This is a genomic window from Pseudomonas sp. PA-6-3C, from assembly GCF_021605825.1.
In the GTDB taxonomy this organism is placed as follows: Bacteria; Pseudomonadota; Gammaproteobacteria; order Pseudomonadales; family Pseudomonadaceae; genus Aquipseudomonas; species Aquipseudomonas edaphica.
Genome location: NZ_WKDV01000011.1, coordinates 73,973 through 97,771, shown reverse-complemented (window position 1 = coordinate 97,771; position 23,799 = coordinate 73,973). Strand labels below are relative to the sequence as shown.

Sequence of the window (23,799 nt, the reverse complement as noted above, 5' to 3'; positions counted from 1 at the left end):
TTCAAGGGCGTATGGCTTTATAGTCGCTGGCTGTTTGTCCAATCACTTTTGCGGGTATTCCCACAACGATTGAATTATCAGGCACGTCTTTCAATACGACCGCTGAAGCGCCAATTTGACAGTTATTGCCGATGACGATATCGCCAATGATCTTTGCCCCGGCCCCTATGTAGCAGTTGTCACCGATGACGGGGCAGCGATTGATCTCGCTGGTGACATAACCCTCAGCGGCGCCGATGGTGATGCCTTGGCCCAGCACACAGCCGTCGCCAACCTTGGCATTTGCGTGCAGTACAACGCCGATCGCGCCATAGGCGAATATCGTGCCCCTTCCGATCGTTGCGGTAATTGGAATGTAAGAGTTGAACAGTAGGAAAATCACATTTCGAACAAGGCCTGGTAATAACGGCACTCGACGCCGGTGCAGCCAGTTTCCAACTCGATAAAGTTTTACTGCGTTCACGGTTAAAACCTCAGCGTGCGAAGATCAGCGGGTCGAAGCTGGAGTGCTCCCACTGCAATGATCATGAGCGAGCACATATACAGCACGGCCCAGACCAGGCTGATGTGTGTCAAAAAGATAGTCAGGGGAGAGAGTAAGGCGACCCAAAAAACTACCGGCAAGCGAATGCCTGGACGGCAGCTTATGTGCAGGAACAACAAGTAGGCCGAGAACCCGATAGCGTAGAACAACTGTGCCTGGTTCAAGTCTTTGACAAACAGAATCATGCTCGTTATGGCCAGTGGGGCAATGACAAGGTTTGCCACGATGACTTTACGGTGCAGGCCGGAGGCGACCAGATAGCGCTCTGTCACCACTGCCCAGTACAGCACTGGCAGGCAGGGCAGCATCACCAGATAGTTCGAGTACTGAGGGAACAGCCAAACCGCTGCGTACCCCGATAAGCCTACCAACGCGAAGTAGAAAATAGCGATCGACGTGATGATTCTATATTGCGCTTGGCGTTGCCCGCCCGAGACGAAGGCGACAAACACTGCCCTGACGTTGATGGGGAACAGGCTGGTAGCGGATTGAATGATCGAGACGATGACCCTGAACAATCCAAGGTCGCGCACGGGCAGGCTCTTGGAAAGAATGAAGGGCAAGATGTTGGTGAACAGATTGAACACCAGGGTGATGGATATCATTCTGGGTAATAACAGCAGCACACCTTGGCAGGTCTGCAGCAGCTGTTTGCCGACGGGCAGTTTCGCACCTTTGAAAAACAGCACCGCTACCGCAAACGCGCACGGAATCAAGTTGGTCAGAATCAGTATGTCGACGATAGTCAGCGAGACTATTTGTTGGTAGCTGATAAACAGGAGCGTGAAAAACACGCCAAGAAATAGCACCAGGTAGGCCACGATCCAGCATTGCAGGCGTAGCCCGAACAGCGATAACAGGCATGCCGAGCTCAAAAGCATCACCCCAAGCAGGAGTGGGTTGCCAATGTGGTCAATCAGGTTCACAGCGCTGAACAGTACAAAAATCAGTACGGCCATAAATAATGAAGTCACCAGAATGTACTCGGCCTCCACGGTGGCAATCAGCTGCTCATTGACGATATCCAACAGTTTTTGAAATAAAAATACCAGCACGTTGGCCTTGATGAATGCGCCGTACGCTTCCAAGCCGTAAAGTCCGGGAATCACAAAGTTAACAACCAGGCCACTTATCAGTGTCAGCACCTGGATCAATAAATTGACCATGCCAGAACCTCTTGAACCTCATCATGACAAATGCAATTGCATGATCATTTAACAAACGTGCCCAGCTCGGTGCTCGGAAACCGACGCAATACTAACGGCTTGCGTCGATTTCCAAGCGGTATTCATCAAGCTTTTTTCAAGCCCACACACCGCGTGTGTCGATGACTTTGAGCGAGGACAGGCGTGCGCCCGGGATTTTCTTGAATACGCTGTGATCGACCAGCAGGACAATCACGTGCGCAGATGACAGCGCCTGATCGATTCCGCTCAGGGTTGCAATACCTTCAAGGCGAGCCGGCAGGTGCGCGATATTCGGTTCAATCGCCAGAACAGTACCGGGATGGGACTGGGCAATGTGTGCGGTGATCTCTAAGGATGGACTTTCACGCAAGTCGTCGATGTCCGGCTTGAAGGCCAGCCCGAGGCAGGCAACCGTAACGTCCTTGGCGGTTTTCGACGGGTGTTCCTGCAGGAATTGACCGATAGCCAGTTGAACCTGCTCCAATACCCACTTTGGCTTGCTGTCATTCACTTCCCTTGCGGTGCGGATCAGGCGTGCCAGGGCGGGCGTTTTGCTGACAATGAACCAGGGGTCGACAGCGATGCAGTGACCGCCCACACCGGGGCCAGGTTGCAGGATATTAACGCGAGGGTGGTGATTCGCAAGGCGGATCAGCTCCCATACATTGATGTTGAGTTCGTCGCAGATCATCGACAGTTCATTGGCAAACGCGATATTCACGTCGCGAAAGCTGTTCTCTGTGAGTTTGCACATTTCGGCGGTGCGGGCGTCGGTGATGATGCATTCACCCTCAACGAATGTTTTATACAGAGACCGCGCTGCTTCTGAACATTTGCTGGTAAGCCCGCCGATGATGCGATCGTTTTCGATCAACTCCCGCAGTACGTGACCCGGCAGCACGCGCTCGGGGCAATGCGCTATGCGGATGTCCGACTCTGCGCCATGGGTTTGCGGAAATGTCAGGTCCGGACGGGCTTCTGCCAGCCAGGCAGACATTTGCTCGGTAGCCCCGACTGGGGAGGTTGATTCCAGCACGACCAAGTCACCCTTTTTCAGGACGGGAGCAATGGCTCGGCTGGCTGATTCGATGTAGGAAAGATCGGGTTCGTGATCGCCCTTGAACGGTGTCGGGACGGCAATCAGGAAGGCATCGGCCGGCTCTGCGGTTAGAGTTGCCCGCAAATAGCCTTCGGTAACGGCGGCCCGTACGACGATATCCAGATCCGGTTCGATAATATGGATTTCGCCGCGGTTGATGGTTGCAACTGTGTTCGGGTTGACGTCGACGCCAATGACTTTTTTCTTACGTGCAGCGAAAACAGCTGCCGTCGGAAGCCCTATATAGCCGAGGCCGACTACAGAAACAGTTTCAAAGCTCATGAATTAGCCTTTTTAATTCGTGAAAGTACATCGAGAATTCGTGCGGATGCTTTTCCGTCACCATAGGGGTTGTGAGCGAAGCTCATCTGGCCATAGGCTTCAACATCAGTCAGCAAGACTCTCAAGTTAGAGGTAATGGCCTCAATTTCAGTCCCGACAAGTTTGACTGTGCCCGCGTCAACCGCCTCTGGACGCTCTGTGGTGTCACGCATCACCAGCACAGGTTTACCTAAAGAGGGGGCCTCTTCCTGAATGCCACCTGAATCACTCAAAATTAGATAAGAGCGATCCATCAAATACACAAAGGGCAGATAATCCAGGGGTTCGATCAGATGGATATTCTGGATGTCGCTGAGCAGGCGATTGACTGGCTCGCGTACATTCGGATTCAGGTGAACGGGGTACACAATCTCGACATCGGGGAACTCCAGGGCCGTATTGATCAAGGCCTGGCAGATATTCTCAAAGCCACCGCCGAAACTTTCGCGGCGATGACCCGTGACCAGGATCACTCGCTGGCAATCGCCCAGAAACGAGAACTGCTGGTGAAATTGCTGTTGCAGGGCCGGACGGGTCTTGATTCGGCCCACCACATCCAGCAACGCGTCAATGACAGTGTTGCCGGTCACATGGACGCTTTGGCTTGCGACCCCCTCTCTCAGCAAATTCTGCCTGGACGTTTCAGTGGGTGCGAAGTGCAATGCCGCAAGAGCGCCAGTCAGCTTGCGGTTTGCCTCTTCAGGCCACGGAGAATAGAGGTTTCCGGTGCGCAGGCCGGCTTCGACGTGAGCCACAGGAATTTGGTGATAGTAAGCGGCCAATGTGGTGGCGAACGTCGTCGCTGTGTCGCCATGGACCAGGACAATATCCGGTTTGAAGGTTGCGAAGACAGTTTTCATTCCCTGCAAGATGGCACTCGTGACATCGGTCAGATCCTGGCCGGACTTCATGATGTTCAAATCGAAATCAGGCTTGATTTCAAAGAGACTGAGCACTTGGTCGAGCATTTCTCGGTGCTGTCCAGTCACGCAGACCTTGGCAGTGAAGCGCTCATCTGCTGCAAGGCTCAACGCCAAGGGAGCCATTTTGATTGCTTCAGGTCGTGTGCCGAATACACACAGGGTTCTTAAAGTCATCGCAACACCGCTACTTAAAGTAAAAATCAATGCACGCTTACGTCATAATCCGCGGATTAGGGTGCCGTCAGTTGTGATACGTTTTTGCACACGCTATGCCAGGGCGCAGGGCCGCGGGACAGCACAATCAGATAGTGGAAACATGACATCTGATAGTTGTGCATGCGTTATTTTTTGGAATTCCAATCGCAGGCAGTTGCAGGCCCGTGAGTTGAGGTTCGTGCGAATTCCAAGCCATTTGCCTGGGTCTAGTGAAAATTCTCGGGCGTCCTCCTTTCGTCCCGTTTGGCAGTGCGTATGTACACCTGCGATGATCACTCAGCAAGTAGTGCGCATACTCTAAAGTATCCCTCCCATTCGGCTCCAAGGCAAAAATTGGCTTGCATTGGGGCTGGTTAGTTTCGTTAAAACATGATCGCGGATTAGCATCTCTATGATTAAAGTCAACCGTCAAGTGCGGGTGATCCGGTCATTATTTTGTCGCGGCGGATGCTTACAGATTTTTCCTACAGCGCTTTCCGCTGTAGCGGCGCAGGTGAACGCGTTGCGGAGTATAGCCTCTTTAGGCGTGTTTTTTCCAAGATTGGAATGGAACAGCTGTTCGACTGGCTCTAAAAGGGCATTCGCGGGACGTTCTAGATTAAGGGACTTAGAGTCCAGCTATACCATTAATGAACATCGACGGTGGCATCAGCCTCTCTCGTATTGTTTTAAGGGTGACCATTTTTGTTACATTTTGCTATACGATACTGTTGCTGTGCTAGCTAATGATACGGCTGCAACTCAACGTCTCGGGCCAAGCCTAGCAGCTTGTCAGGTGTTCGCCATTTTTTGTTCGTGAGCGCTCGAACCCCGCGGTTTCGTAGGGGTCAGTGCCTACCCGTCCTGGTTTTTTTTGGGGCTGAGAAAGGATTTCAAAGGATTTCCGACACAACAAGGGTATCATCCCATCTATGGTGTTTACTGTAGGTGTCGAGTACCACCGTGGTATTTTCTGTACAGAATAGGGGTTATTAACCCAAGGAAAGGTCGTCAAAGGAGTGCGATTTTTCTGAAAGGAGATTTTCATGCAGTTGCCACGTCTGTACGATTTTTGTTCAGTGCGGGTTATTCATTGTGGATCGCTATTTTCGTCTATTCGCGGGCAGGGTTTTGATTCTAGGAGCGTGGAAAAGTGTTGGAGAGGGGCATGGATAAGATGAGAGTTTTTTTATTAAATCTGCCGCGCCGCCACAAGCGCATTCTTCAGGTGCTTGTTGATATTGTACTGGTGTGGATTTCATTATGGTTGGCCTTCGTCGTACGGCTTGGAATTGCCGAGATGGAACAACCGATCCAGCGATACTTATGGCTGTTCGTGAGCGCTCCGGTTATTGCCATTCCCCTGTTTGTTCGCTTTGGCATGTACCGCGCCGTCATGCGTTACTTTGGTAACGATGCACTTATTACTATTATCAAGGCGGTGAGCCTTTCTTCACTTATTCTTGGCTTGGCTGTCTATCTTTACAGCAACCATCAATACGTTGTTCCACGCTCGGTTATTTTCAATTATTGGTGGTTGTGCCTGGTTACCGTAGGCGGGTTGAGACTAGCGATGCGCCAGTACTTCATGGGGGATTGGTTCTCTGCAGCACAGCATGTTCCCTTTACCAATCGTGATGATGGCTTGACGAAAGTTGCCATTTACGGAGCCGGCTCGGCGGGTAATCAATTGGTTGCTGCGTTGCGCATGGGGCGTGTCATGCGGCCGGTCGCCTTTATCGATGACGACGGGAGTATCGCAGGTCGTGTCATCTCTGGGCTGCAGGTGTTCAAGCCCAAGCATATTCAGCAGATGATCGACACAACAGGCGCTCAGCAGATATTGCTCGCAGTGCCTTCGGCGGGCCGCGGGCGCAGGCGTGAGATTCTCTCGAACTTGGAGCGTTTTCCGCTGCATGTGCGCAGTGTTCCGGATTTTATGGACCTGGCCAGTGGCCGCGTCAAGGTCGACGATATTCAGGAAGTCGATATTGCCGACTTGCTGGGGCGTGATGCAGTGCCAGCCCAGGAAGACCTGCTTGCACGTTGTATCGTTGGCCAGTCGGTCTTGGTCACGGGAGCAGGGGGGTCGATCGGGTCTGAGCTATGCCGGCAGATTTTGACGCAGAAACCCAAGACCTTACTCTTGTTCGAACACAGCGAATTTAACCTCTACAGTATCCTGTCCGAACTTGAACACCGCGTTGCGCATGAGTCAATGCCCATTAAGTTATTGCCCATTCTGGGTTCGGTACGCGACGAGAATAAATTACTTGATGTTATGAAGAGCTGGCACGTCGACACGGTTTATCATGCGGCTGCGTACAAGCATGTGCCGATTGTCGAACACAACATTGCCGAAGGTGTCTTGAATAACATCATTGGTACTTTGAATACCGCCCAGGCAGCCTTGAAGGCCGGTGTGGTGAACTTTGTGCTGATTTCCACCGACAAGGCTGTTCGCCCCACTAATGTGATGGGGAGTACCAAGCGCCTTGCAGAATTAGCCCTGCAAGCCCTCAGCGTTGAAAAAGCGCCGGTGATGTTTGGCGACAAGTCTGGCGTGGCCCGCGTAAACAAAACGCGCTTCACGATGGTCAGGTTCGGCAATGTACTGGGTTCTTCCGGCTCAGTGATTCCGCTTTTTCACCGGCAGATCAAGGCAGGCGGTCCATTGACCGTCACACACCCAAAAATTACGCGTTATTTCATGACCATCCCCGAAGCGGCCCAACTGGTGATCCAGGCCGGTTCCATGGGGCAGGGGGGGGACGTGTTCGTTCTGGACATGGGTGAGCCCGTAAAAATTGTAGAGCTTGCGGAAAAGATGATTCATTTATCCGGGCTGAGTGTACGCACGGATAAAAACCCTCTCGGGGATATCGCGATTGAGTTCACCGGATTGCGGCCAGGCGAAAAGCTTTACGAGGAGTTGCTGATCGGCAACAACGTCGTCGCTACCCAGCACCCGATGATTATGAGCGCCAACGAGGATCACCTGGCGTGGGACGTACTCAAAAGCAAACTGAGCGAATTGCTCGGCGCGGTGAGTGAGGACGACTACACCCGTGTGCGTCAGATCCTGCGCGAGACAGTCAGTGGCTACTCGCCCGACGGCGAAATCGTCGATTGGATCTACCAGCAGCGCCGTTTGGAGCCGTGAGTTAACACCCTGTTACTCACCCGTTTTTGACTCTCTCCCCACATCGCCTAAGTTAGAAAAGCAGCTTTTGGAAAGCTGCTTTTCTTCTACCGATGTCATGGAGTGTCACCAATGCAAAACGCCTATATCTCTTCCCTGATCTTTGCAGTCCTCACCAGCCTCTCCGTAGCAACCACCGCAGCCCCCTCCATCAAACCCGAAGCCCCGGCGCCTATCACGGCCCAGATGGCTAACGTCGAGCAATCCACCAAGGTCAATCTCAACACCGCCGACGCTGAAGTCCTGCGCCGCGACCTGTTCGGTATTGGCGCCGCCAAGGCCAAGGCGATTATCGCCTATCGCGACAGCAACGGGCCTTTCACGGCGGTAGACGAGTTGCTGGAAGTCAAAGGCATCGGTAAGGCGTTGCTGGAGAAAAACCGCGACAGGCTGGCAATCAACTAAGGGTGTAAATCCTGGGCAAGAGGCCGGTCATTGACCGGCCTTCTGTTTGTCCGAGACCTGTTCTTTCAAACACCCGCGTACCACTTCCATGATATGGGCTGCCAGTTCCGGGTTTTCGACGCTTCTGGCCAACACCAATGCGCCCACCAATGTCGACATCAGTACCAGGCTCTCGTGTTCCCCCTTTGGGTGCTCCAATGCTGAGTCGATCTGCGTCAACCTGGCTTCAAGTACCGCATCCGTTACCGGACTATGCTGCCCTCGCAGGCCCAGCTCCGACGACATCGTGGGCAGCGGGCAGCCTTCACCCGGCGAGGTCTGGTGCCATTGCGAAAGGTAGCTGTCGATGAACGCATCCAGCGGCCGTTTCTGGCTGAACAACATTGCGCAATGGGCATCCAGCTCTGCGGCGGCGGCCAGAAGGGCTTTGTCCACCAGTTCATCCTTGGACTTGAAATGCGCGTAGAACCCGCCGTGTGTCAGGTTCAACGCTTTCATCAAGGGCTGCAGGCCGGTGGCGCCAATACCATCGCGGCGAAATCGTACGGAGGCTTCCTTGATGATGCGTTGGTGAGTCTGGGCTTTGTGGTCTGTTGAATAACGCATAGGACGGCCTCGAGAACGAGTGCGCATTTTAGCGGAGTCGAACCTGTTTACCCATAGAGACGGCATTCAGCGGGCTTGGCATGAAAAGTGATTACATCCGTTGCATGAATTGTTCAACAATCGAGGTGCCATGATGACGCTCAGCTTGTCTCTAGCCGATCAGATTGCCCTTGAACTGCGCGCCGACATCATGAGTGGGCGGCTGCTGCCAGGTGTGGCGCTGGTCGAAGTGGACCTGGTCAAGCGCTACAACGCCTCGCGCAATACCATTCGCGAAGCGTTACACCGTTTGGGGCAGGAGGGGCTCACCCGTTATGTGCGCAACAAGGGCGTGATGGTCCGGCGTGTGGCGCGCGACGACGTGCGTGACCTGTTTGTGGTCCGCCGTACCCTTGAGCTGCAGGCCATCGCCCAGAGTGGCACGCTGACGGGCGACCACGACGTGCGTATGCAAAATGCCATCGACGCCACCACGCTGGCGCGAGAGCGCGAAGATTGGCGCGCCGTTGCCACTCATAGCCTGGTGTTCCACCAGCACATTGTCGGGTTGATGCGCAGCCCTTTATTCGATGAGTTTTTCGCCCAAGTGATTGCTCAGTTGCGCCTGGTGTTTTGTGCGGCGCCCGATGAACAACGTTTTCAGTCGCCCTGGCTGGAGCGTGATCGTGAGATCTACACCTTGCTGGCGCAGGGCAATAAACCAGCTGCGCAGGAGGCGATGAGCCTCTATCTGCACGATTCTGAACGCCTGTCCCTGGCGCTGTTTGATTACCCTTGATGGAGGATTGCACCCATGTACAAAGATTATCCGGCTGCCTATCAGGTCAGCAAAGGCTCGGCGCTGCAAGTGGACAAGGCCTTCTACGCACGTATTCGCGACCAGGCGGGTAAACGCACATTGATCGAGCAGTTCGAAGTGCCGATTCGCACGGGCAGGGCGTGGAAAGTGCCGGCCGGGCATGTGTTTCGCGTGACAACGCCGGTAGGGCCACAGGTCGGCGATTTCAACGTGTGGAACGCCAATGACCCGCGCGAACGCCTATGGGCGGCACGCACGCGGCAGTTGCAGGGCGCCCATGTCAGTACCCATGACCGGCTATGGTCGAACCTGCCGTTTCTGCGCCCCTTGGTAACCATCACCGATGACAGCCTGGCGGGCTATGGCATCGATGAACACGGTGGGCGCCTGCACGATTTGCTCGGCACTCGCTGTGACCCGTATGTGAACCGCATGCTTACCGGCGAAGACTTCCACCACCATTGCCATTCCAACTTGACCCGCGCCGTTTTGCCCCATGGCCTGACCGAATTTGACGTGCACGATGTGCTGAATATTTTCCAGTGCACCGGTCTTAATCATGACGACATGTACTTCATGAAAGCCTGCCCGGCGCAGAAGGGCGATTACCTGGAGTTTTTTGCAGAGATTGATTTGCTCTGCGCATTGTCGACGTGCCCGGGTGGGGACTTGTCGCTACCGATGTGGGGGCCGGACGCACAAGACCCATTGACCGTGTGCCGCCCGCTGGGCGTAGAGATCTATCGCTTGGAGGCGGAGTTGCTCAACGGCTGGAGCCAGCCTGAGCGTGCTGCCTACAAGGGGCAGCACGGCTTGCATATTGCCAAGGCAGCCTGGGAATAACCTGCTTCAGCGGTCCTGCGCATCCTTGGCGTCCGCCTGGGCGTTGCGCTCGACCACGCGTTTGCGTTGTTCGTCGGTGAGTTCCACCTTGTTGGCGCTGTCACGCAGCATCAGCAGCCCACCGACGATCGACCCGATCGCTACCACTAAAATCAACCACGCATACCACGGCATAAGGCTCTCCTTGAGGCGGACCAGCGTCGGAGGATGTTCCCACGCTAATAACGGCTTTGAGTAACAGGCGTTCTGAGTAGTTCATTGTAGGCCTGTTCCGCCTCGTTAACCTTAGCGCCCGGTCAACATCGCATCAGCCGGTGCGTCGGCACGGTCTTGGGCGGTCAGCTGGAAGTAGATGAACCCCGCCAGCATAAAGCCCAGGAATATCAAGCCGATCAGCGCATTGAACCAGGCCATGGCCACCAGGCACACCAGCGCCAATACCAGCGCAATAGCCGGCACGATCGGATAGCCCGGTGCGCGGAATGTGCGTTCCAGCAGCGGTTCGGTCTTACGCAGCTTGAACAGGCTGAGCATGCTCATGATGTACATCACAATGGCGCCGAACACCGCCATGGTGATCATCGCTGCGGTCAGCGTCATGCCACCCAGGTTGATCAGGCCGTCGCTGTAGATCGCGGCGATACCGACCACACCGCCGGCGATAATGGCCCGGTGCGGTGTTTGAAAGCGCGACAGTTTGGCCAGGAACGACGGCAAGTAACCAGCACGGGCCAGGGCAAAGAACTGCCGCGAATAGCCGAGGATGATGCCGTGAAAGCTTGCCACCAAGCCAAACAGACCAATCCACACCAGCATGTGCAGCCAGCCGGAGCCGGTGCCCACCACACTTTTCATCGCCTGCGGCAGCGGGTCGTTGATGTTCGACAGGGTACGCCAGTCGCCCACGCCACCGGCGAAGAACATCACGCCCATGGCCAGGATCACCAAGGTCAGGATGCCGCTGATGTAGGCTTTTGGAATAGTGCGCTTGGGATCTTTCGCCTCTTCAGCTGCCATGGCTGCGCCCTCGATGGCGAGGAAGAACCAGATGGCGAAAGGAATGGCCGCAAACATCCCGGCAATGGCCGGTGCGCCAAAGGTGTCGGAACCCGCCCAGCCGTTCAGGGCAAAGTTGCTGAAGCTGAACGCCGGCGCGACCACGCCCATGAACACCAGCAATTCAGCGACGGCGAGCACGCACACCACCAGTTCAAAGGTCGCGGCGAGCTTCACCCCCAGGATATTCAGGCCCATGAACACGATGTAGGCCCCCACAGCCGCGTGTTTCGGATCGAGTGCCGGGAACTGCACGTTCAGGTAAGCGCCGATGGCCAAGGCAATCGCGGGTGGTGCGAAGACAAATTCGATCAAGGTCGCCAGGCCCGCGATCAAACCGCCTTTCTCGCCAAAGGCGCGACGGCTGTAGGCGAACGGCCCGCCCGCGTGAGGAATCGCGGTGGTCAGTTCGGTGAAACTGAATATAAAGCAGGTGTACATGGCGGCGACCATCAACGAGGTCACCAAAAAGCCCAGCGTGCCGGCCACGCCCCAGCCATAGCTCCAGCCAAAGTATTCGCCGGAAATCACCAGCCCGACGGCAATGCCCCATAAATGCAGGGTGCCCAAGGTGGGTTTGAGTTGTGTGTTCATCGTGTGGCGCTCCCTGAACGGGTTGGAATGATTACTGGGTGTTGCAGCGGCCATGCCATTGCGCGAACTCATGTCGTAAAGGCGCCGAACTGTCGCCATGGGGACGGTTTGGCGTTTGAATTTTTTCGGCGTCGCACCAGATGGGTGCGGTGGTGGCCTCACCGACGCCATCGCGGGCAAGCCCGGCTCCCACAGGGAATGCATTTCAATGGTGGGAGCGGGGCATGCCCGCGATGAGGCCCGCCCAGGCGCTGAAAATCCCCCTGTAAACCCCGCATAAACCCACTCTTTACGCCGTCTTTACGCCCCGCCCATACCCTCGCTCTCGTTCCTTTACGCCACTCCTGCCGACAATTGCCCCACACGCGGCAATCGCCGCAAAACGGAGAGACTTCCATGAGCGTTCTGGACGGGGTGTCACTGCTATTGGCCGTGGCGCTGTTCATTTATCTGCTGGTTGCGCTGTTACGCGCGGATCGGAACTAGGAGCAGGCTATGCACAGTTATGACTATTGGCTGATCATCGCCTTCTTTGCCGTGGTGCTGGTGCCGGCACCGTTCCTGGGGCGGTTCTACTACAAGGTGATGGAAGGCCAGCGCACCTGGCTCTCGCCCGTGCTCGGCCCTGTCGAGCGCGCCTGTTATCGCCTGTCCGGCGTGGACGAGCACCAGGAACAGAGCTGGCAGAAGTACACGCTGGCACTGCTGGCGTTCAACCTGGCCGGTTTTGTGTTGCTGTTTACCGTGTTGTTGTTCCAGGAATATCTCCCACTGAACCCGCAGAAATTGCCGGGTCAGGAATGGACGCTGGCCTTCAACACGGCGGTCAGTTTCATGACCAACACCAACTGGCAGAACTACAGCGGTGAAGCCTCGCTGAGCTATCTCAGCCAGATGATCGGTCTCACCGTGCAGAACTTCGTCAGCGCCGCCACTGGCCTGGCTGTGCTGGTCGCGTTGTGCCGTGGTATCGGGCGTAAATCCACCAAGACCCTGGGCAACTTCTGGGTCGACATGACCCGCGCCACCCTCTACGGCCTGCTGCCGTTGTGCCTGGTGTTCGCGTTGTTCCTGGTGTGGCAGGGCGTGCCGCAAACCTTCGCTCACTATGTGAATGCCGTGACGATGCAGGGCGTGGACCAAGTGATCCCACTCGGCCCGGCAGCCAGCCAGATTGCGATCAAGCAGTTGGGCACCAACGGTGGCGGGTTCTTCGGTGTCAACTCGGCGCACCCGTTTGAGAACCCGACTGCCTGGGCCAACCTGTTCGAGTTGTCGGCGATCATCCTGATCCCGGTGGCGCTGGTGTTCACCTTCGGCCATTACGTGAAAGACCTGCGTCAGAGCCGGGCGATCCTCGGTTGTATGCTGGCCTTGTTCCTGATCGGCGGCGCGACCTCGCTGTGGGCCGAATACCAGCCCAACCCCACCCTGAACAACCCAGCTGTTGAGCAAACCGCGCCGCTGGAAGGTAAAGAGGTGCGCTTCGGTACCACTGCCACCGTGTTGTGGTCGGTCACCACTACAGCGGCGTCCAATGGTTCGGTCAACGGTATGCACGACAGCCTCAACCCCCTGAGCGGCATGGTGGCGCTGGTCAACATGATGGTCGGCGAAGTGATCTTCGGCGGCGTCGGCGCCGGTATGTACGGCATGTTGCTCAACGTGTTGATCGCGGTGTTCCTCGCCGGCCTGATGATCGGCCGCACCCCGGAATACCTGGGCAAGAAGCTGCAGGCCAAGGAAGTGCAATTGCTGGTGGTGACTTTGCTGGTGATGCCGATCGGCACCCTGGTACTGGGCGCCATCGCCGCCAGCCTGCCGGGTCCGGCGGGGGCCATCAGCAACCCCGGCCCGCACGGTTTCAGTCAATTGTTGTATGCCTACACCTCGGCCAGTGCCAACAACGGCTCGGCGTTCGGCGGCTTCAGTGCCAACACCACGTTCCACAACCTGATGATGGGCCTGGGTATGTTGATCGGCCGCTTCGGCTACATCCTCCCGGTACTGGCCCTTGCCGGCAGCCTGGCGATGAAGAAAACCGCACCGATTGGCCAGAACAGCTTCCCGACCCATGGCCCACTGTTCGTGACCCTGTTGACCGTGACCATTTTGCTGGTGGGCGGCCTGACTTTCCTGCCGACGCTGGCACTGGGCCCAATTGCTGAACACCTGAGCATGGCTGCTCCTAAATAAAGAGCTAGAGGGGATATGAAAATGAATATGCCTGCAAAAAATGCGGCCCCTGTGAGTTCTCAGGAACCGGCCAAAACCGCCATCTCCGCTCTTTGGCGTCCGGCGCTGGTCCAGGCTTTCGTCAAGCTGGACCCACGCCAACTGCAACGCTCGCCGGTGATGCTGGTGGTCGAGTTGACCGCCATCCTCACCACCGTGTTGTGCTTTGTGCCGGACACTGCGGTGCCGACCTTTGTGGCGGTACAAATCGCCGTGTGGCTGTGGTTCACCGTGCTGTTCGCCAACTTTGCCGAAGCCTTGGCCGAAGGTCGCGGCAAGGCCCGCGCCGACAGCCTCAAAGCCGGCAGCGAAGGCCTGAGCGCTCGCCGCAAAGAGGCCGACGGCAGCTTCAAGGTCGTGCCGGCCACCAGCCTGCGCAAAGGTGATGTGGTGCGCGTCGCGGCCGGGGAGATGATCCCCGGTGACGGCGAGGTCATCGAAGGTATCGCGGCCGTCAACGAGGCGGCGATCACTGGCGAATCCGCACCGGTTATCCGTGAATCCGGCGGCGACCGTTCGGCCGTCACCGGCAACACGCGGCTGGTGTCGGACTGGTTGCTGATCCGCATCACCGTCAACCCGGGCGAGTCCACGCTGGACCGCATGATCGCCCTGGTGGAAGGCGCCAAACGCCAGAAAACCCCGAATGAAGCGGCGCTGGATATCCTGCTGATCGGCCTCACGCTGATCTTCCTGCTGGTGGTGGTCACCCTGCAGCCGTTCGCCCACTTCGCCAATGGCAGCTTGCCGCTGGTGTTCCTGGTCGCGCTGCTGGTGACGCTGATTCCGACCACCATCGGCGGCCTGTTATCGGCCATTGGTATCGCCGGCATGGATCGCCTGGTACGCCTCAACGTCATCGCCAAATCCGGGCGTGCGGTGGAAGCGGCGGGTGACGTGCATGTGCTGCTGCTGGACAAGACCGGCACCATCACCTTCGGCAACCGTCGCTGTGCAGCCGTGATTGCAGCGCCTGGCGTCAGTGGTCGCGACCTGGCTGAAGGCGCGTTGCTGGCGTCCCTGGCGGACGACACGGCGGAAGGCAAATCCATCGTCGAATACCTGCGTGCTTTGCACCCTCAGGCCGAGCCAACCGTGGAGGAGCTGACCTCCGTGCCGTTCAGTGCCGAAACGCGCTTGTCCGGTGTCGACTACCAAGGCCGTGTGTTCCGCAAAGGCGCGGTCGATTCACTGCTGGCGTTTATCGGCCAACAACGCCGTGACCTGCAGCCGGCACTCTCGCGGGAAATCGACAAGATCGCCCAGAGCGGCGGCACGCCATTGCTGGTATGCGCCGATGGCAAACTGCTCGGTGCGATCCACCTCAAGGACGTGGTTAAACCCGGCATCCGCGAACGCTTCGCCGAACTGCGCAAACTGGGGATTCGCACCGTGATGGTCACCGGCGACAACCCGTTGACCGCCGCCGCGATTGCCGCTGAAGCGGGCGTGGACGACGTGCTGGCCGAAGCCACGCCAGAGAAGAAACTCGCCCGCATTCGTCACGAGCAGAACGACGGTCGCCTGGTTGCGATGTGCGGCGACGGCGCCAACGACGCTCCGGCGCTGGCCCAGGCCGACGTCGGCATGGCGATGAACGACGGCACCCAGGCCGCTCGCGAAGCGGCCAACATGGTCGACCTCGACAGCGACCCGACCAAGCTGCTGGATGTGGTGCAGATCGGCAAGGAACTGCTGGTGACACGCGGTGCGTTGACGACCTTTTCCATCGCCAACGACGTGGCCAAATACTTCGCGATTTTGCCGGCGCTGTTTGCCTCGATCTACCCGCAGTTGGGCGTGCTCAACGTGATGCATTTGCAGAGCCCGCAGAGCGCGATTCTCTCGGCGATCGTCTTCAACGCGCTGATTATCGTGGTGTTGATTCCCCTGGCACTGCGCGGTGTGCGCGTACAGGCGGCGAGTGCGGCGGCGTTGCTGCGCCGCAACCTGCTGATCTACGGGTTGGGCGGGCTTTTGGTGCCGTTCGTGGGCATCAAGGCGATCGACATGCTCCTGACCGCGCTGCACCTGGTGTAACTGGATCGCACTTTTTGTGGAGAGGGTGCAAGCTCCCTCGCCACAGTGGTTACTCGATTTATTGAGGATTTCAAGATGACTAACATGATCCGCCCGGCCCTGAGCCTGCTGGTCCTCATGACCCTGATCACCGGCGTTGCCTACCCGCTGGTGGTCACCGGTGTCGCCCAAGTTGCGTTCCCCGACCAGGCCAACGGCAGCCTGGTGCGTGACGCCGAGGGCAAAGTGCGCGGCTCCAGCCTGATCGCCCAGGATTTTACCGGTGACAGCTGGTTCCACCCACGCCCATCGGCTGGCGCGTTTGCGACGGTCTCCAGCAGCGCCAGCAACCTGGCCCCAAGCAACCCGGCATTGGCCACGCGTATTTTTGATGACGCGAATAAACAGTTGGTGCCAGGCCAGGGGCCGGTGCCTTTGGCCTCCCTGACTACCTCCGGCAGCGGCCTTGATCCACACTTGCCTCCGGCGGCGATTGCCTATCAACTGGCGCGAGTGGCGGCGGCGCGAAATGTGCCCGTGTCTACACTGCAGCGCTTGCTCGATGAGCACATCGAAAGCCCGCTGGTGGGGCCGCCGGTGGTGAATGTGCTGGCGCTGAACATGGCGCTGGAAACGTTGTAAACCGTGGTGCCGTCATCGCGGGCAAGCCCGCTCCCACAGGGAAATGCATTCCAAATATGGGAGCGGGCTTGCCCGCGATGACGGCCTGAAGGATTCCAAATAAACACCTGAAGGAACTCCAAAGCATGAGCGACTCCGGCCGCGCCGATGCCCTGTTAGCCGATCTGCCACGGGACGGCCGTGGCCGGCTCAAAGTCTTCCTCGGTGCGGCGCCCGGTGTGGGCAAGACCTACGCCATGCTCCAGGCCGCCCACACTCAACTGCGCCAGGGTGTGCGCCTGATCGCAGGCGTGGTTGAAACCCACGGCCGCGCCGAGACCGAAGCCTTGCTCAGCGGCCTGCCGCAGCAACCCTTGCTGCGCAGCGAATACCGTGGCGTGATGCTCGAAGAAATGGACCTCGACGGCCTGCTCGCCGCCAAGCCCAAGCTGGTGCTGGTGGATGAGCTGGCCCACAGCAACGCCCCCGGCAGCCGCCATGAAAAACGCTGGCAAGACATCCAGGAACTGCTCGCCGCCGGCATCAACGTGTTCACCACGGTCAACGTCCAGCACCTGGAAAGCTTGAACGATCAAGTGCGTGGCATCACCGGCGTGCAAGTGCGTGAAACCTTGCCCGACTGGGTGCTGCAAGAGGCCGACGAACTGCTGCTGATCGACCTGCCGTCCCGCGAGCTGCTCGAGCGCCTGCGCGACGGCAAGGTGTATGTGCCGGAACAGGCCCGCGCCGCCATCGACGCATTCTTCACCCAGACCAACCTGATGGCCCTGCGCGAGCTGGCCATGCAAACCGCTGCTGCGCATGTCGATGACGATTTGGCCCAAGGCTACCGCCAGCTCGGCCAGGCCGCCCCGGCGGTGCGCGGGCGTTTGCTGGTGGGCGTGGACGGTGATGCGCAGGCCGAACGCCTGGTACGTCACGCCAGCCGCGTGGCCCAGCGCCGGCATTTGCCGTGGAGCATGGTGCATATCGATAACGGCCGTGCGCACGACGAGCAATCGCGCCTGCGCCTGCAGAACGCCCAGCAATTGGCTGAACGGCTGGGCGGCGAAGTGGTGTTGCTGCGCGCTGGCGAAGTGGCCAAGACGCTGATCCAGCATGCCGCCGAACGCCGCGCCAGCCTGCTACTCGTGGGGCAGTCGCGGATGCGCTGGCGGCGCAGGCTGTTCGGAGGGGGTTTGGCGGCACGCTTGCTGCGCAATGCGCGGGGTTTGGAGATCAACGTGCTCGACAGCGACGACATGCCCGCGCCGCCACGCCTGCCGGATGTGCGCGGGCTGGTGTGGTTCGACTATGGCCTGGCGGTGGTTGCAACCATCGTCGCGGCGGCGCTGGCCTGGGCGGTAGCCAGTGTGTTGCCGCTGCCGAATATCTCATTGGTGTTTCTCGCTGCGGTACTGCTGGTCGGTGTGCGCAGCAGCCTGGGACCGTCGCTGGTGTGTGCGGCGCTGTCGTTCCTGAGCTACGACTTTCTGTTTATCCCGCCGAAATTCTCCTTTGCCATCCAGCGTGAAGAAGACGTGCTGACCCTGTTGTTTTTCTTGCTGATGGCGGCGCTGACCGGCAACCTCGCGGCGCGTCAGCGTCGGCAGTTGCAGGCCTTGCGCGACACCCAGGAAGAAACCAGCGAACTGCTCGACCTGTCGCGCAAGCTCACTGCGGCCACCGACCGTCAGGCGGTGATCAGTGCAGCGGCCCATCATCTGGACGGCTGGAGTGATCTGGACCTGTGTCTGCTTAATCGCGACGGCCAGGGCGGCTGGAAGGTTGAAACCGGCACCGCGCTGAACCTCACCGAAGCCGAACGCGCCGCCGCCGATTGGGCCTGGCAGCATGATCAACCGGCTGGCATGGGCACCGGCACGTTGCCGTTTGGGCGTTGGTGGTGGTGGCCGCTGTCGGGCGAGGAGGGGCCGTTGGGTTTGCTTGGCGTCAGCCCCAAACCCGGCCTGGAATTGAGCGGCCAACGCCGTCGCCTGCTCACTGCATTGAGCCAGCCATTGGCCCAGGCTCTGGCGCGCGCACAGCTGGCGCAGGAGCTGGAATCGGCGCGCCTGCACGGCGAAACCGAACAACTGCGCAGCGCCTTGCTGGCCTCGGTGTCCCACGATTTGCGCACGCCGTTGACCTCGATGCGCGGCAGCATCGACAGCCTGCTGGCGCTCGGTGAAGCCATCCCGCTGGAAGACCGCCGCGAATTGCTTGAAGGCACTCGCGATGAAGCCGAGCGCCTGGACCGCTATATCCAGAACCTGCTGGACATGACACGCCTGGGTCACGGCGCCCTGAAGCTGGCGCGCGATTGGGTCTCGCCGGGTGATATCGTCGGCAGCGCCCTGGGCCGCTTGCGCGCGGTACTGGCGCCGTTGCAGGTACACACCGACGTGCCGGCGCAGTTGCCGTTGCTGTATGTACACGCCGCGTTGATCGAGCAGGCCTTGGTCAATGTGCTGGAAAACGCCGCGCGTTTCTCACCGCCCCACGGCCGTTTGCAGGTGAGTGCCGGCGTGGCCGATGAGCAACTGTTTTTTTCGGTGGCCGACGAGGGGCCGGGGATTCCCGAGGACGAGCGTGCGAAGATTTTCGATATGTTCTACACCGCCGCCCGTGGTGATCGCGGCGGGCAGGGCACAGGCCTTGGCCTGGCGATCTGCCAGGGCATGGTAGGCGCACACGGCGGGCATATCCGCGTCGAGGATGGTATAGAGGGGCGCGGCACCTGCATCAGCTTGTTCCTGCCGTTACCGACGCAACCTGGCCCGGAGCGCGAGCCTTGAGCTACCCTCTTTTCTCCACGGATTTTGATTGGACACCATGAGCCAGACCGCGACGATTTTAGTCATTGATGACGAACCGCAGATCCGCAAATTCCTGCGTATCAGCCTGGCCTCCCAGGGCTACAAGGTGATCGAGGCCGGCACCGGCAACGAGGGCCTGGCCCAAGCGGCATTGAGCAAACCGGATTTGCTGGTGCTCGACCTTGGCCTGCCCGACATGGACGGCCAGCAAGTGTTGCGCGAGTTTCGTGAGTGGTCGACGGTGCCGGTATTGGTGCTGTCGGTGCGCGCCAGCGAAGTGCAAAAAGTCGAAGCCCTGGACAGCGGCGCCAATGACTACGTGACCAAGCCCTTTGGCATCCAGGAATTTCTTGCCCGTGTGCGCGCCTTGTTGCGCCAGGCACCGGCGGGAGAGGCTCAGGAAGCGGCGTTGAGTTTCGGCCCGTTGACCGTGGACCTGGCCTATCGCCGGGTGCTGCTGGACGGTGTCGAGGTGGCCCTGACCCGCAAGGAATACGCGGTGCTGGCGCAACTGGCGCGGCATCCTGGGCGGGTGATCACCCAGCAGCAATTGCTCAAGGATATCTGGGGGCCGACCCATACTGAAGACAGCCATTACCTGCGCATTGTGGTGGGCCATCTGCGTCAGAAGTTGGCGGATGATCCGACCCAGCCACGGTTTATCGTGACCGAGGCGGGTGTGGGGTATCGGTTGTTGAATGCCTGAATGTTGCAGTGCCTGAACGGGCCTCATCGCAGGCAAGCCAGCTCCCACCTTTTGATTTGTGAATACATTCAAAGGTGGGAGCTGGCTTGCCTGCGATAGGGCCATCAGCCACATCCACACGTTCAACCCTGCTCACTCTCATACTTGTCCAAGGTATCACTGGCAATTTCCCGCCCCAACGCGATCAACTCCGGCGCCTTGTAGAACTCGAAAAACCGGCACACCCGCTTCGGCACGTTGATCAGCACGTCCGGCGGATAACCGGCAATCTTGTACTGCGCCAACGAGGTCTGCATCACTTCGAAGCTCTGGTTGATCAGGTCCAGCAGTGACGCCGGCCCGACGTTATCGATAATGAACGAGCCGGTCGCGGACTTCGGGGCGCCTTGTTTTTCCGGGGCGGCCGCAGGTTGTTGGGCTTCGGGTTCGGCCGACTCCAGCCACGGGTTGATTTCGGCGGCCTGGGACTGCAAGGCTTCCTGTTCCAGCTTCATCAGTTGCTCGGCCTGTTTGCGCCGAAACGGCAGGTGCGAACCCAGTGATTTGGCCAAGCTGTTGAAGCGGCTCTTGAACGCCGGCGGGCGCTGGATCACTGGCAGGTGGTAGTGCTTCTGGTTGGTGGCATTGAGGTTGACTGCGATGATCAAGTCGCAATGGCTCGACACCACCGGCACGATCGGCAGCGGGTTGAGCAGGCCGCCGTCCACCAGCATGCGGTTGCCTTGCATCACCGGCGTGAACAGGCTGGGGATCGCCGCCGAAGCGCGCATGGCCTGGTGCAGGCAGCCTTCCTGGAACCAGATTTCCTGTTGGTTGGTCAGGTCGGTGGCCACGGCGGTGTAGGGAATCCGCAGTTCTTCGATATTGATCTCGCCGACGATCTTGCGGATTTGCCCGAAGACTTTTTCGCCACGAATCGCCCCCAGTCGAAAGCTCACGTCCACCAGGCGCAGCACGTCCAGGTAGTCGAGGCTCTCGATCCAGTTGCGGTATTCGTCGAGCTTGCCGGCGGCGTAGATCCCGCCGACCACGGCGCCCATGGAGCAGCCGGCGATACAGGCGATGTCGTAGCCGCGCCGTTCGATTTCCTCGATCACGCCGATGTGGGCGTAACCGCGGGCGCCGCCGGAGCCGAGCACCAAGGCAACACGTTTTTTCATGAGCTGATCCTTCGCAAAACAGTGGCCCACAATGCGCTTACCGGCCGAGGGCATCAAAATATTTTTCCAGAATAGCCATTACGCTCGGGTATGCTCTGGCGGTAGGCATTTCTGAGCAGGCACTGCTGAAAGCACTTTTGAATGGACACTTCTGATTTCAGGCGGCCCCCAAGGCACTTTTCCTTGGAGGCAACGTCTACAGCCTACGACTGTTTTTCTATATTTGAGGTGTCATTGATGAAAGCCTGGATGTGTGTGCCTGTGATCGTGTTGGCCCTGGCCGGTTGTGCCGGCAAAACCGCATACCGCGACAGCTGTGGCACGCAATTGGATGCGGCCTGGCACGAGTTGGATTTGGCCAAGGCCGAAGGCTTTGCCGGCACCGTGAGCTACTCTAAGGCTTTGTCGCTGTTGACCGGCGCCAAGACCCAGCAGCAATTCGAAGCGTTTGAAGGCTGTTCCAACAAGGCCGAGAAAGCGCGCTTCTACATTCGTGAGTCCCGCGCCGGGCGTTGATCGGTAAGCGGCGACTAGGGTTTCATCGTTAAGGGGGAAGGGATGTCAGCGCTGGTTGATCAGTTAGTCGCTCAGGTCATTGGCCTGGAAGTAGGGTTACTGAGCTGCCAGGCTCGCCTCGCCGCCGTTACCGACGATGAAGCCTTGCATGACCTGCGCACCACCGTGCGGCGCCTGCGCAGTTTGTTGCGCCCCTTGCGTGGGCTACCGGGTGTCGAGCAGCTGGAATTGGCCGCCAGCACGGTCGGCCAATTGACCACGCCGTTGCGTGACCGTGAGGTACTGGCGGCGTATTTGCAGCAGCACGGCCATCACGCGGCGGCCGACCGGCGCCTGCGTTTGCAGGCCGATGCTTACCGCCAGGTGGCGCAAAGCCCGGAACTCGCGCATTTGCTGCTGATCCTGGATGCCTTCCCGCGTTTTATCCGCGCCTCCCAACACCAGAGACTGCTCAAAGGCCTGCGCCCGCGGATCGAGAAGCGTCTGGCCAAGCAGTCGCAGAAACTCGATGACGCCCTCAAAGACCCGGATCATGACCGCCACCGTCTGCGCCTGCTGATCAAGCGCGTGCGCTACGCGGCCGAAGCCTACCCCGAACTGGACAAACTGCCGGCCAAGGCGATGCAACGCCTCAAGCAAGCGCAAGGCGCCCTGGGCGATTGGCACGATTGCTGGCAATGGCTGGCCCAGGCTGAACATCAACCCGACCTGCAGCCGTGTGTTGCGGTTTGGCAGCGCACCATGGCCAAGGCTGAAGGCCAGGCGGATCGGGTGCTGGACAAGCTCAGCGCGGATTGTTTCTAAACCGGTCCGGCTTTTGGCCGGAATAGGCGCTGTGCCTGCTCAACCTGCTGGTTAAGATCCCGACATCGGTTTTCTGGATGTGAGGTTGCCATGCGCTTTTGTGATTTGCTCGATGCCGCCCGTAACAACCCGCTCGAAGTGACCATCCCTGCCGAGTGGGCGCAGGGCCGCGCAACCTTTGGTGGCCTGGTGGCTGCCTTGCAATACGAAGCCTTGCGCGCCCAAGTGCCGGCGGATCGGCCTTTGCGTTCGCTGGCCATCACCTTTGTCGGCCCGGTAGCGCCGGATGTGCCCGCCAGTTATCAAGTCGAAGTGCTGCGCGAAGGCAAGGCGGTCAGCCAGTTGCTCGGCCGCGTGGTGCAGAACGGCGAAGTGGCGACCTTGGTACAAGCCAGCTTTGGCGCGGCCCGTGAGTCGGTAATTGATGTGTCGAGCGAAGCGCCGCCGGTGTTCAAACACTGGGATGAGTGCCAGGAACTGCCCTATATCAAGGGCGTTACCCCCGAATTCATGCGTCACTTGGCGATGCGCTGGAGTGTCGGCGGCCTGCCGTTTACCGGTAATAAATCCCGCGACATGGGCGGTTGGGTGCGTTTGCGTGGGGACGTGAAGGAAGAGCCGCTGACCGAGTCGCATATTCTTGCCCTGGTCGACGCCTGGCCACCGGCCTTGCTGCCGCACCTGACCAAGCCCGCGCCGGGCAGCACCTTGACCTGGACCATCGAGTTCATCCAGCCGCTGCAAAGCCTGACCACCCTCGACTGGTGCCAGTACTACGTCAACATCGAGCACGCCCGCGACGGCTACGGTCATGCCGCTGCCGCGCTGTGGAGCCCGAGCGGCGAGTTGATCGCCATCAGCCGCCAGACCGTGGTGGTCTTCGCCTGAGCCTCAGAAGTGCTGGCTGCCCTGGGCCTCCAGCGTGCGGCCGTGGCGTTGCAGCGCTAGGCCAGCCAACACGCCGACGACGCCGATGGCAAAACTGGCCAGGCTGAAGCTGAATACGCCAGACACCATCAACAGAAAACCAATGATCAGCAAAGGCACGGCAATCAGTTGCAGGCCCAGGTTGGTGGGGTGCTGGTGAGCCTGTGGCTGAGTGCGCCATTGCCAGGCGGGGAAGTTGGGGTGACGTTTGCCCATGA

21 protein-coding genes and 1 pseudogene are annotated in these 23,799 nt (G+C 58.8%); 13 read left to right on the top strand and 9 right to left on the bottom strand.

Going from position 1 to position 23,799, the window contains the following annotated elements; genetic code table 11:
• Position 1: 1 nt before the first annotated feature.
• The 4 genes from GIW48_RS10170 to wecB all read right to left on the bottom strand — a co-directional run bounded on the left by GIW48_RS10170 (position 2) and on the right by wecB (position 4,248).
• The gene (locus tag GIW48_RS10170; RefSeq protein ID WP_026013606.1) at positions 2–463 is read right to left on the bottom strand and encodes a serine O-acetyltransferase; all 462 of its coding nucleotides are present in this window, start codon (positions 461–463) and stop codon (positions 2–4) included.
• Positions 464–465: 2 nt separating this feature from the next.
• The gene (locus GIW48_RS10165) at positions 466–1,710 is read right to left on the bottom strand and encodes a hypothetical protein (protein ID WP_236460665.1); all 1,245 of its coding nucleotides are present in this window, start codon (positions 1,708–1,710) and stop codon (positions 466–468) included.
• A gap of 136 nt (positions 1,711–1,846) precedes the next feature.
• The gene (gene wecC, locus GIW48_RS10160; RefSeq protein WP_099549091.1) at positions 1,847–3,112 is read right to left on the bottom strand and encodes a UDP-N-acetyl-D-mannosamine dehydrogenase; all 1,266 of its coding nucleotides are present in this window, start codon (positions 3,110–3,112) and stop codon (positions 1,847–1,849) included.
• The gene (wecB, locus tag GIW48_RS10155) at positions 3,109–4,248 is read right to left on the bottom strand and encodes a non-hydrolyzing UDP-N-acetylglucosamine 2-epimerase (RefSeq protein ID WP_099549090.1); all 1,140 of its coding nucleotides are present in this window, start codon (positions 4,246–4,248) and stop codon (positions 3,109–3,111) included. Before wecB ends, wecC begins: the two co-directional genes overlap by 4 nt.
• A gap of 1,189 nt (positions 4,249–5,437) precedes the next feature.
• Here wecB and GIW48_RS10150 point away from each other — a divergent pair.
• Positions 5,438–7,432, top strand: coding sequence for a polysaccharide biosynthesis protein (locus tag GIW48_RS10150; protein ID WP_099549089.1), 1,995 nt, complete (start codon positions 5,438–5,440; stop codon positions 7,430–7,432).
• Between the two features lie 111 nt (positions 7,433–7,543).
• Positions 7,544–7,876 carry a ComEA family DNA-binding protein gene (locus GIW48_RS10145; RefSeq protein WP_017136089.1) on the top strand — a complete coding sequence of 111 codons (333 nt, stop codon included), beginning with the start codon at positions 7,544–7,546 and terminating at the stop codon, positions 7,874–7,876.
• 27 nt (positions 7,877–7,903) lie between these two features.
• On the opposite strand, the gene GIW48_RS10140 is transcribed toward GIW48_RS10145, so the two are convergent.
• Complete coding sequence (locus tag GIW48_RS10140) at positions 7,904–8,482, bottom strand: TetR/AcrR family transcriptional regulator (protein ID WP_099549088.1); 579 nt, start codon at positions 8,480–8,482, stop codon at positions 7,904–7,906.
• A gap of 133 nt (positions 8,483–8,615) precedes the next feature.
• Between GIW48_RS10140 and GIW48_RS10135 the strand changes: the two genes are divergently transcribed.
• Together GIW48_RS10135 and GIW48_RS10130 are read left to right on the top strand one after the other, a co-directional pair.
• Positions 8,616–9,260 carry a GntR family transcriptional regulator gene (locus GIW48_RS10135; RefSeq protein ID WP_170039027.1) on the top strand — a complete coding sequence of 215 codons (645 nt, stop codon included), beginning with the start codon at positions 8,616–8,618 and terminating at the stop codon, positions 9,258–9,260.
• Between the two features lie 15 nt (positions 9,261–9,275).
• Positions 9,276–10,124, top strand: a complete 849-nt coding sequence (locus GIW48_RS10130; protein ID WP_169985679.1) for an urea carboxylase-associated family protein — start codon at positions 9,276–9,278, stop codon at positions 10,122–10,124.
• 6 nt (positions 10,125–10,130) lie between these two features.
• Here GIW48_RS10130 and GIW48_RS10125 read toward each other — a convergent pair whose 3' ends face one another.
• Both GIW48_RS10125 and eat read right to left on the bottom strand, forming a co-directional pair.
• Complete coding sequence (locus GIW48_RS10125; RefSeq protein WP_017136085.1) at positions 10,131–10,298, bottom strand: DUF2897 family protein; 168 nt, start codon at positions 10,296–10,298, stop codon at positions 10,131–10,133.
• 111 nt (positions 10,299–10,409) lie between these two features.
• Entirely contained in the window at positions 10,410–11,774 is a 1,365-nt protein-coding gene (gene eat / locus GIW48_RS10120; protein WP_236460664.1) for an ethanolamine permease, read from the bottom strand.
• Positions 11,775–12,170: 396 nt separating this feature from the next.
• On the opposite strand from eat, the gene kdpF reads away from it, so the two are divergent.
• From kdpF to GIW48_RS10090, 6 genes are all read left to right on the top strand, one after another.
• Positions 12,171–12,260: a K(+)-transporting ATPase subunit F gene (kdpF, locus tag GIW48_RS10115; RefSeq protein ID WP_003218754.1), complete on the top strand. Its 90-nt coding sequence runs from the start codon at positions 12,171–12,173 to the stop codon at positions 12,258–12,260.
• 9 nt (positions 12,261–12,269) lie between these two features.
• Entirely contained in the window at positions 12,270–13,970 is a 1,701-nt protein-coding gene (gene kdpA / locus GIW48_RS10110; protein WP_236460663.1) for a potassium-transporting ATPase subunit KdpA, read from the top strand.
• Positions 13,971–13,991: 21 nt separating this feature from the next.
• Positions 13,992–16,049 carry a potassium-transporting ATPase subunit KdpB gene (kdpB, locus tag GIW48_RS10105; RefSeq protein ID WP_236460662.1) on the top strand — a complete coding sequence of 686 codons (2,058 nt, stop codon included), beginning with the start codon at positions 13,992–13,994 and terminating at the stop codon, positions 16,047–16,049.
• A 75-nt stretch (positions 16,050–16,124) separates the two neighbouring features.
• Entirely contained in the window at positions 16,125–16,670 is a 546-nt protein-coding gene (kdpC, locus tag GIW48_RS10100; protein ID WP_017136081.1) for a potassium-transporting ATPase subunit KdpC, read from the top strand.
• A gap of 125 nt (positions 16,671–16,795) precedes the next feature.
• The gene (locus GIW48_RS10095; RefSeq protein ID WP_017136124.1) at positions 16,796–19,447 is read left to right on the top strand and encodes a sensor histidine kinase; all 2,652 of its coding nucleotides are present in this window, start codon (positions 16,796–16,798) and stop codon (positions 19,445–19,447) included.
• A 37-nt stretch (positions 19,448–19,484) separates the two neighbouring features.
• Complete coding sequence (locus GIW48_RS10090) at positions 19,485–20,174, top strand: response regulator (protein WP_053255124.1); 690 nt, start codon at positions 19,485–19,487, stop codon at positions 20,172–20,174.
• A gap of 122 nt (positions 20,175–20,296) precedes the next feature.
• Here the strand turns inward: GIW48_RS10090 and GIW48_RS10085 are convergent, their stop codons facing one another.
• Positions 20,297–21,334: a patatin-like phospholipase family protein gene (locus GIW48_RS10085; protein WP_099549110.1), complete on the bottom strand. Its 1,038-nt coding sequence runs from the start codon at positions 21,332–21,334 to the stop codon at positions 20,297–20,299.
• Positions 21,335–21,571: 237 nt separating this feature from the next.
• Here GIW48_RS10085 and GIW48_RS10080 point away from each other — a divergent pair, with 237 nt between their 5' ends.
• The 3 genes from GIW48_RS10080 (at position 21,572) to GIW48_RS10070 (ending at position 23,542) form a co-directional block, all read left to right on the top strand.
• Positions 21,572–21,850 (top strand): hypothetical protein, encoded by a 279-nt coding sequence (locus GIW48_RS10080; RefSeq protein ID WP_010176194.1) that lies wholly within the window; start codon positions 21,572–21,574, stop codon positions 21,848–21,850.
• A 42-nt stretch (positions 21,851–21,892) separates the two neighbouring features.
• Positions 21,893–22,654: a CHAD domain-containing protein gene (locus GIW48_RS10075; RefSeq protein WP_099549084.1), complete on the top strand. Its 762-nt coding sequence runs from the start codon at positions 21,893–21,895 to the stop codon at positions 22,652–22,654.
• A gap of 90 nt (positions 22,655–22,744) precedes the next feature.
• Positions 22,745–23,542 carry an acyl-CoA thioesterase gene (locus GIW48_RS10070; protein WP_138449878.1) on the top strand — a complete coding sequence of 266 codons (798 nt, stop codon included), beginning with the start codon at positions 22,745–22,747 and terminating at the stop codon, positions 23,540–23,542.
• 6 nt (positions 23,543–23,548) lie between these two features.
• Here GIW48_RS10070 and GIW48_RS10065 read toward each other — a convergent pair.
• Positions 23,549–23,797: pseudogene (locus GIW48_RS10065) on the bottom strand (terminase); the annotation flags it as partial.
• Positions 23,798–23,799 lie beyond the last annotated feature (2 nt).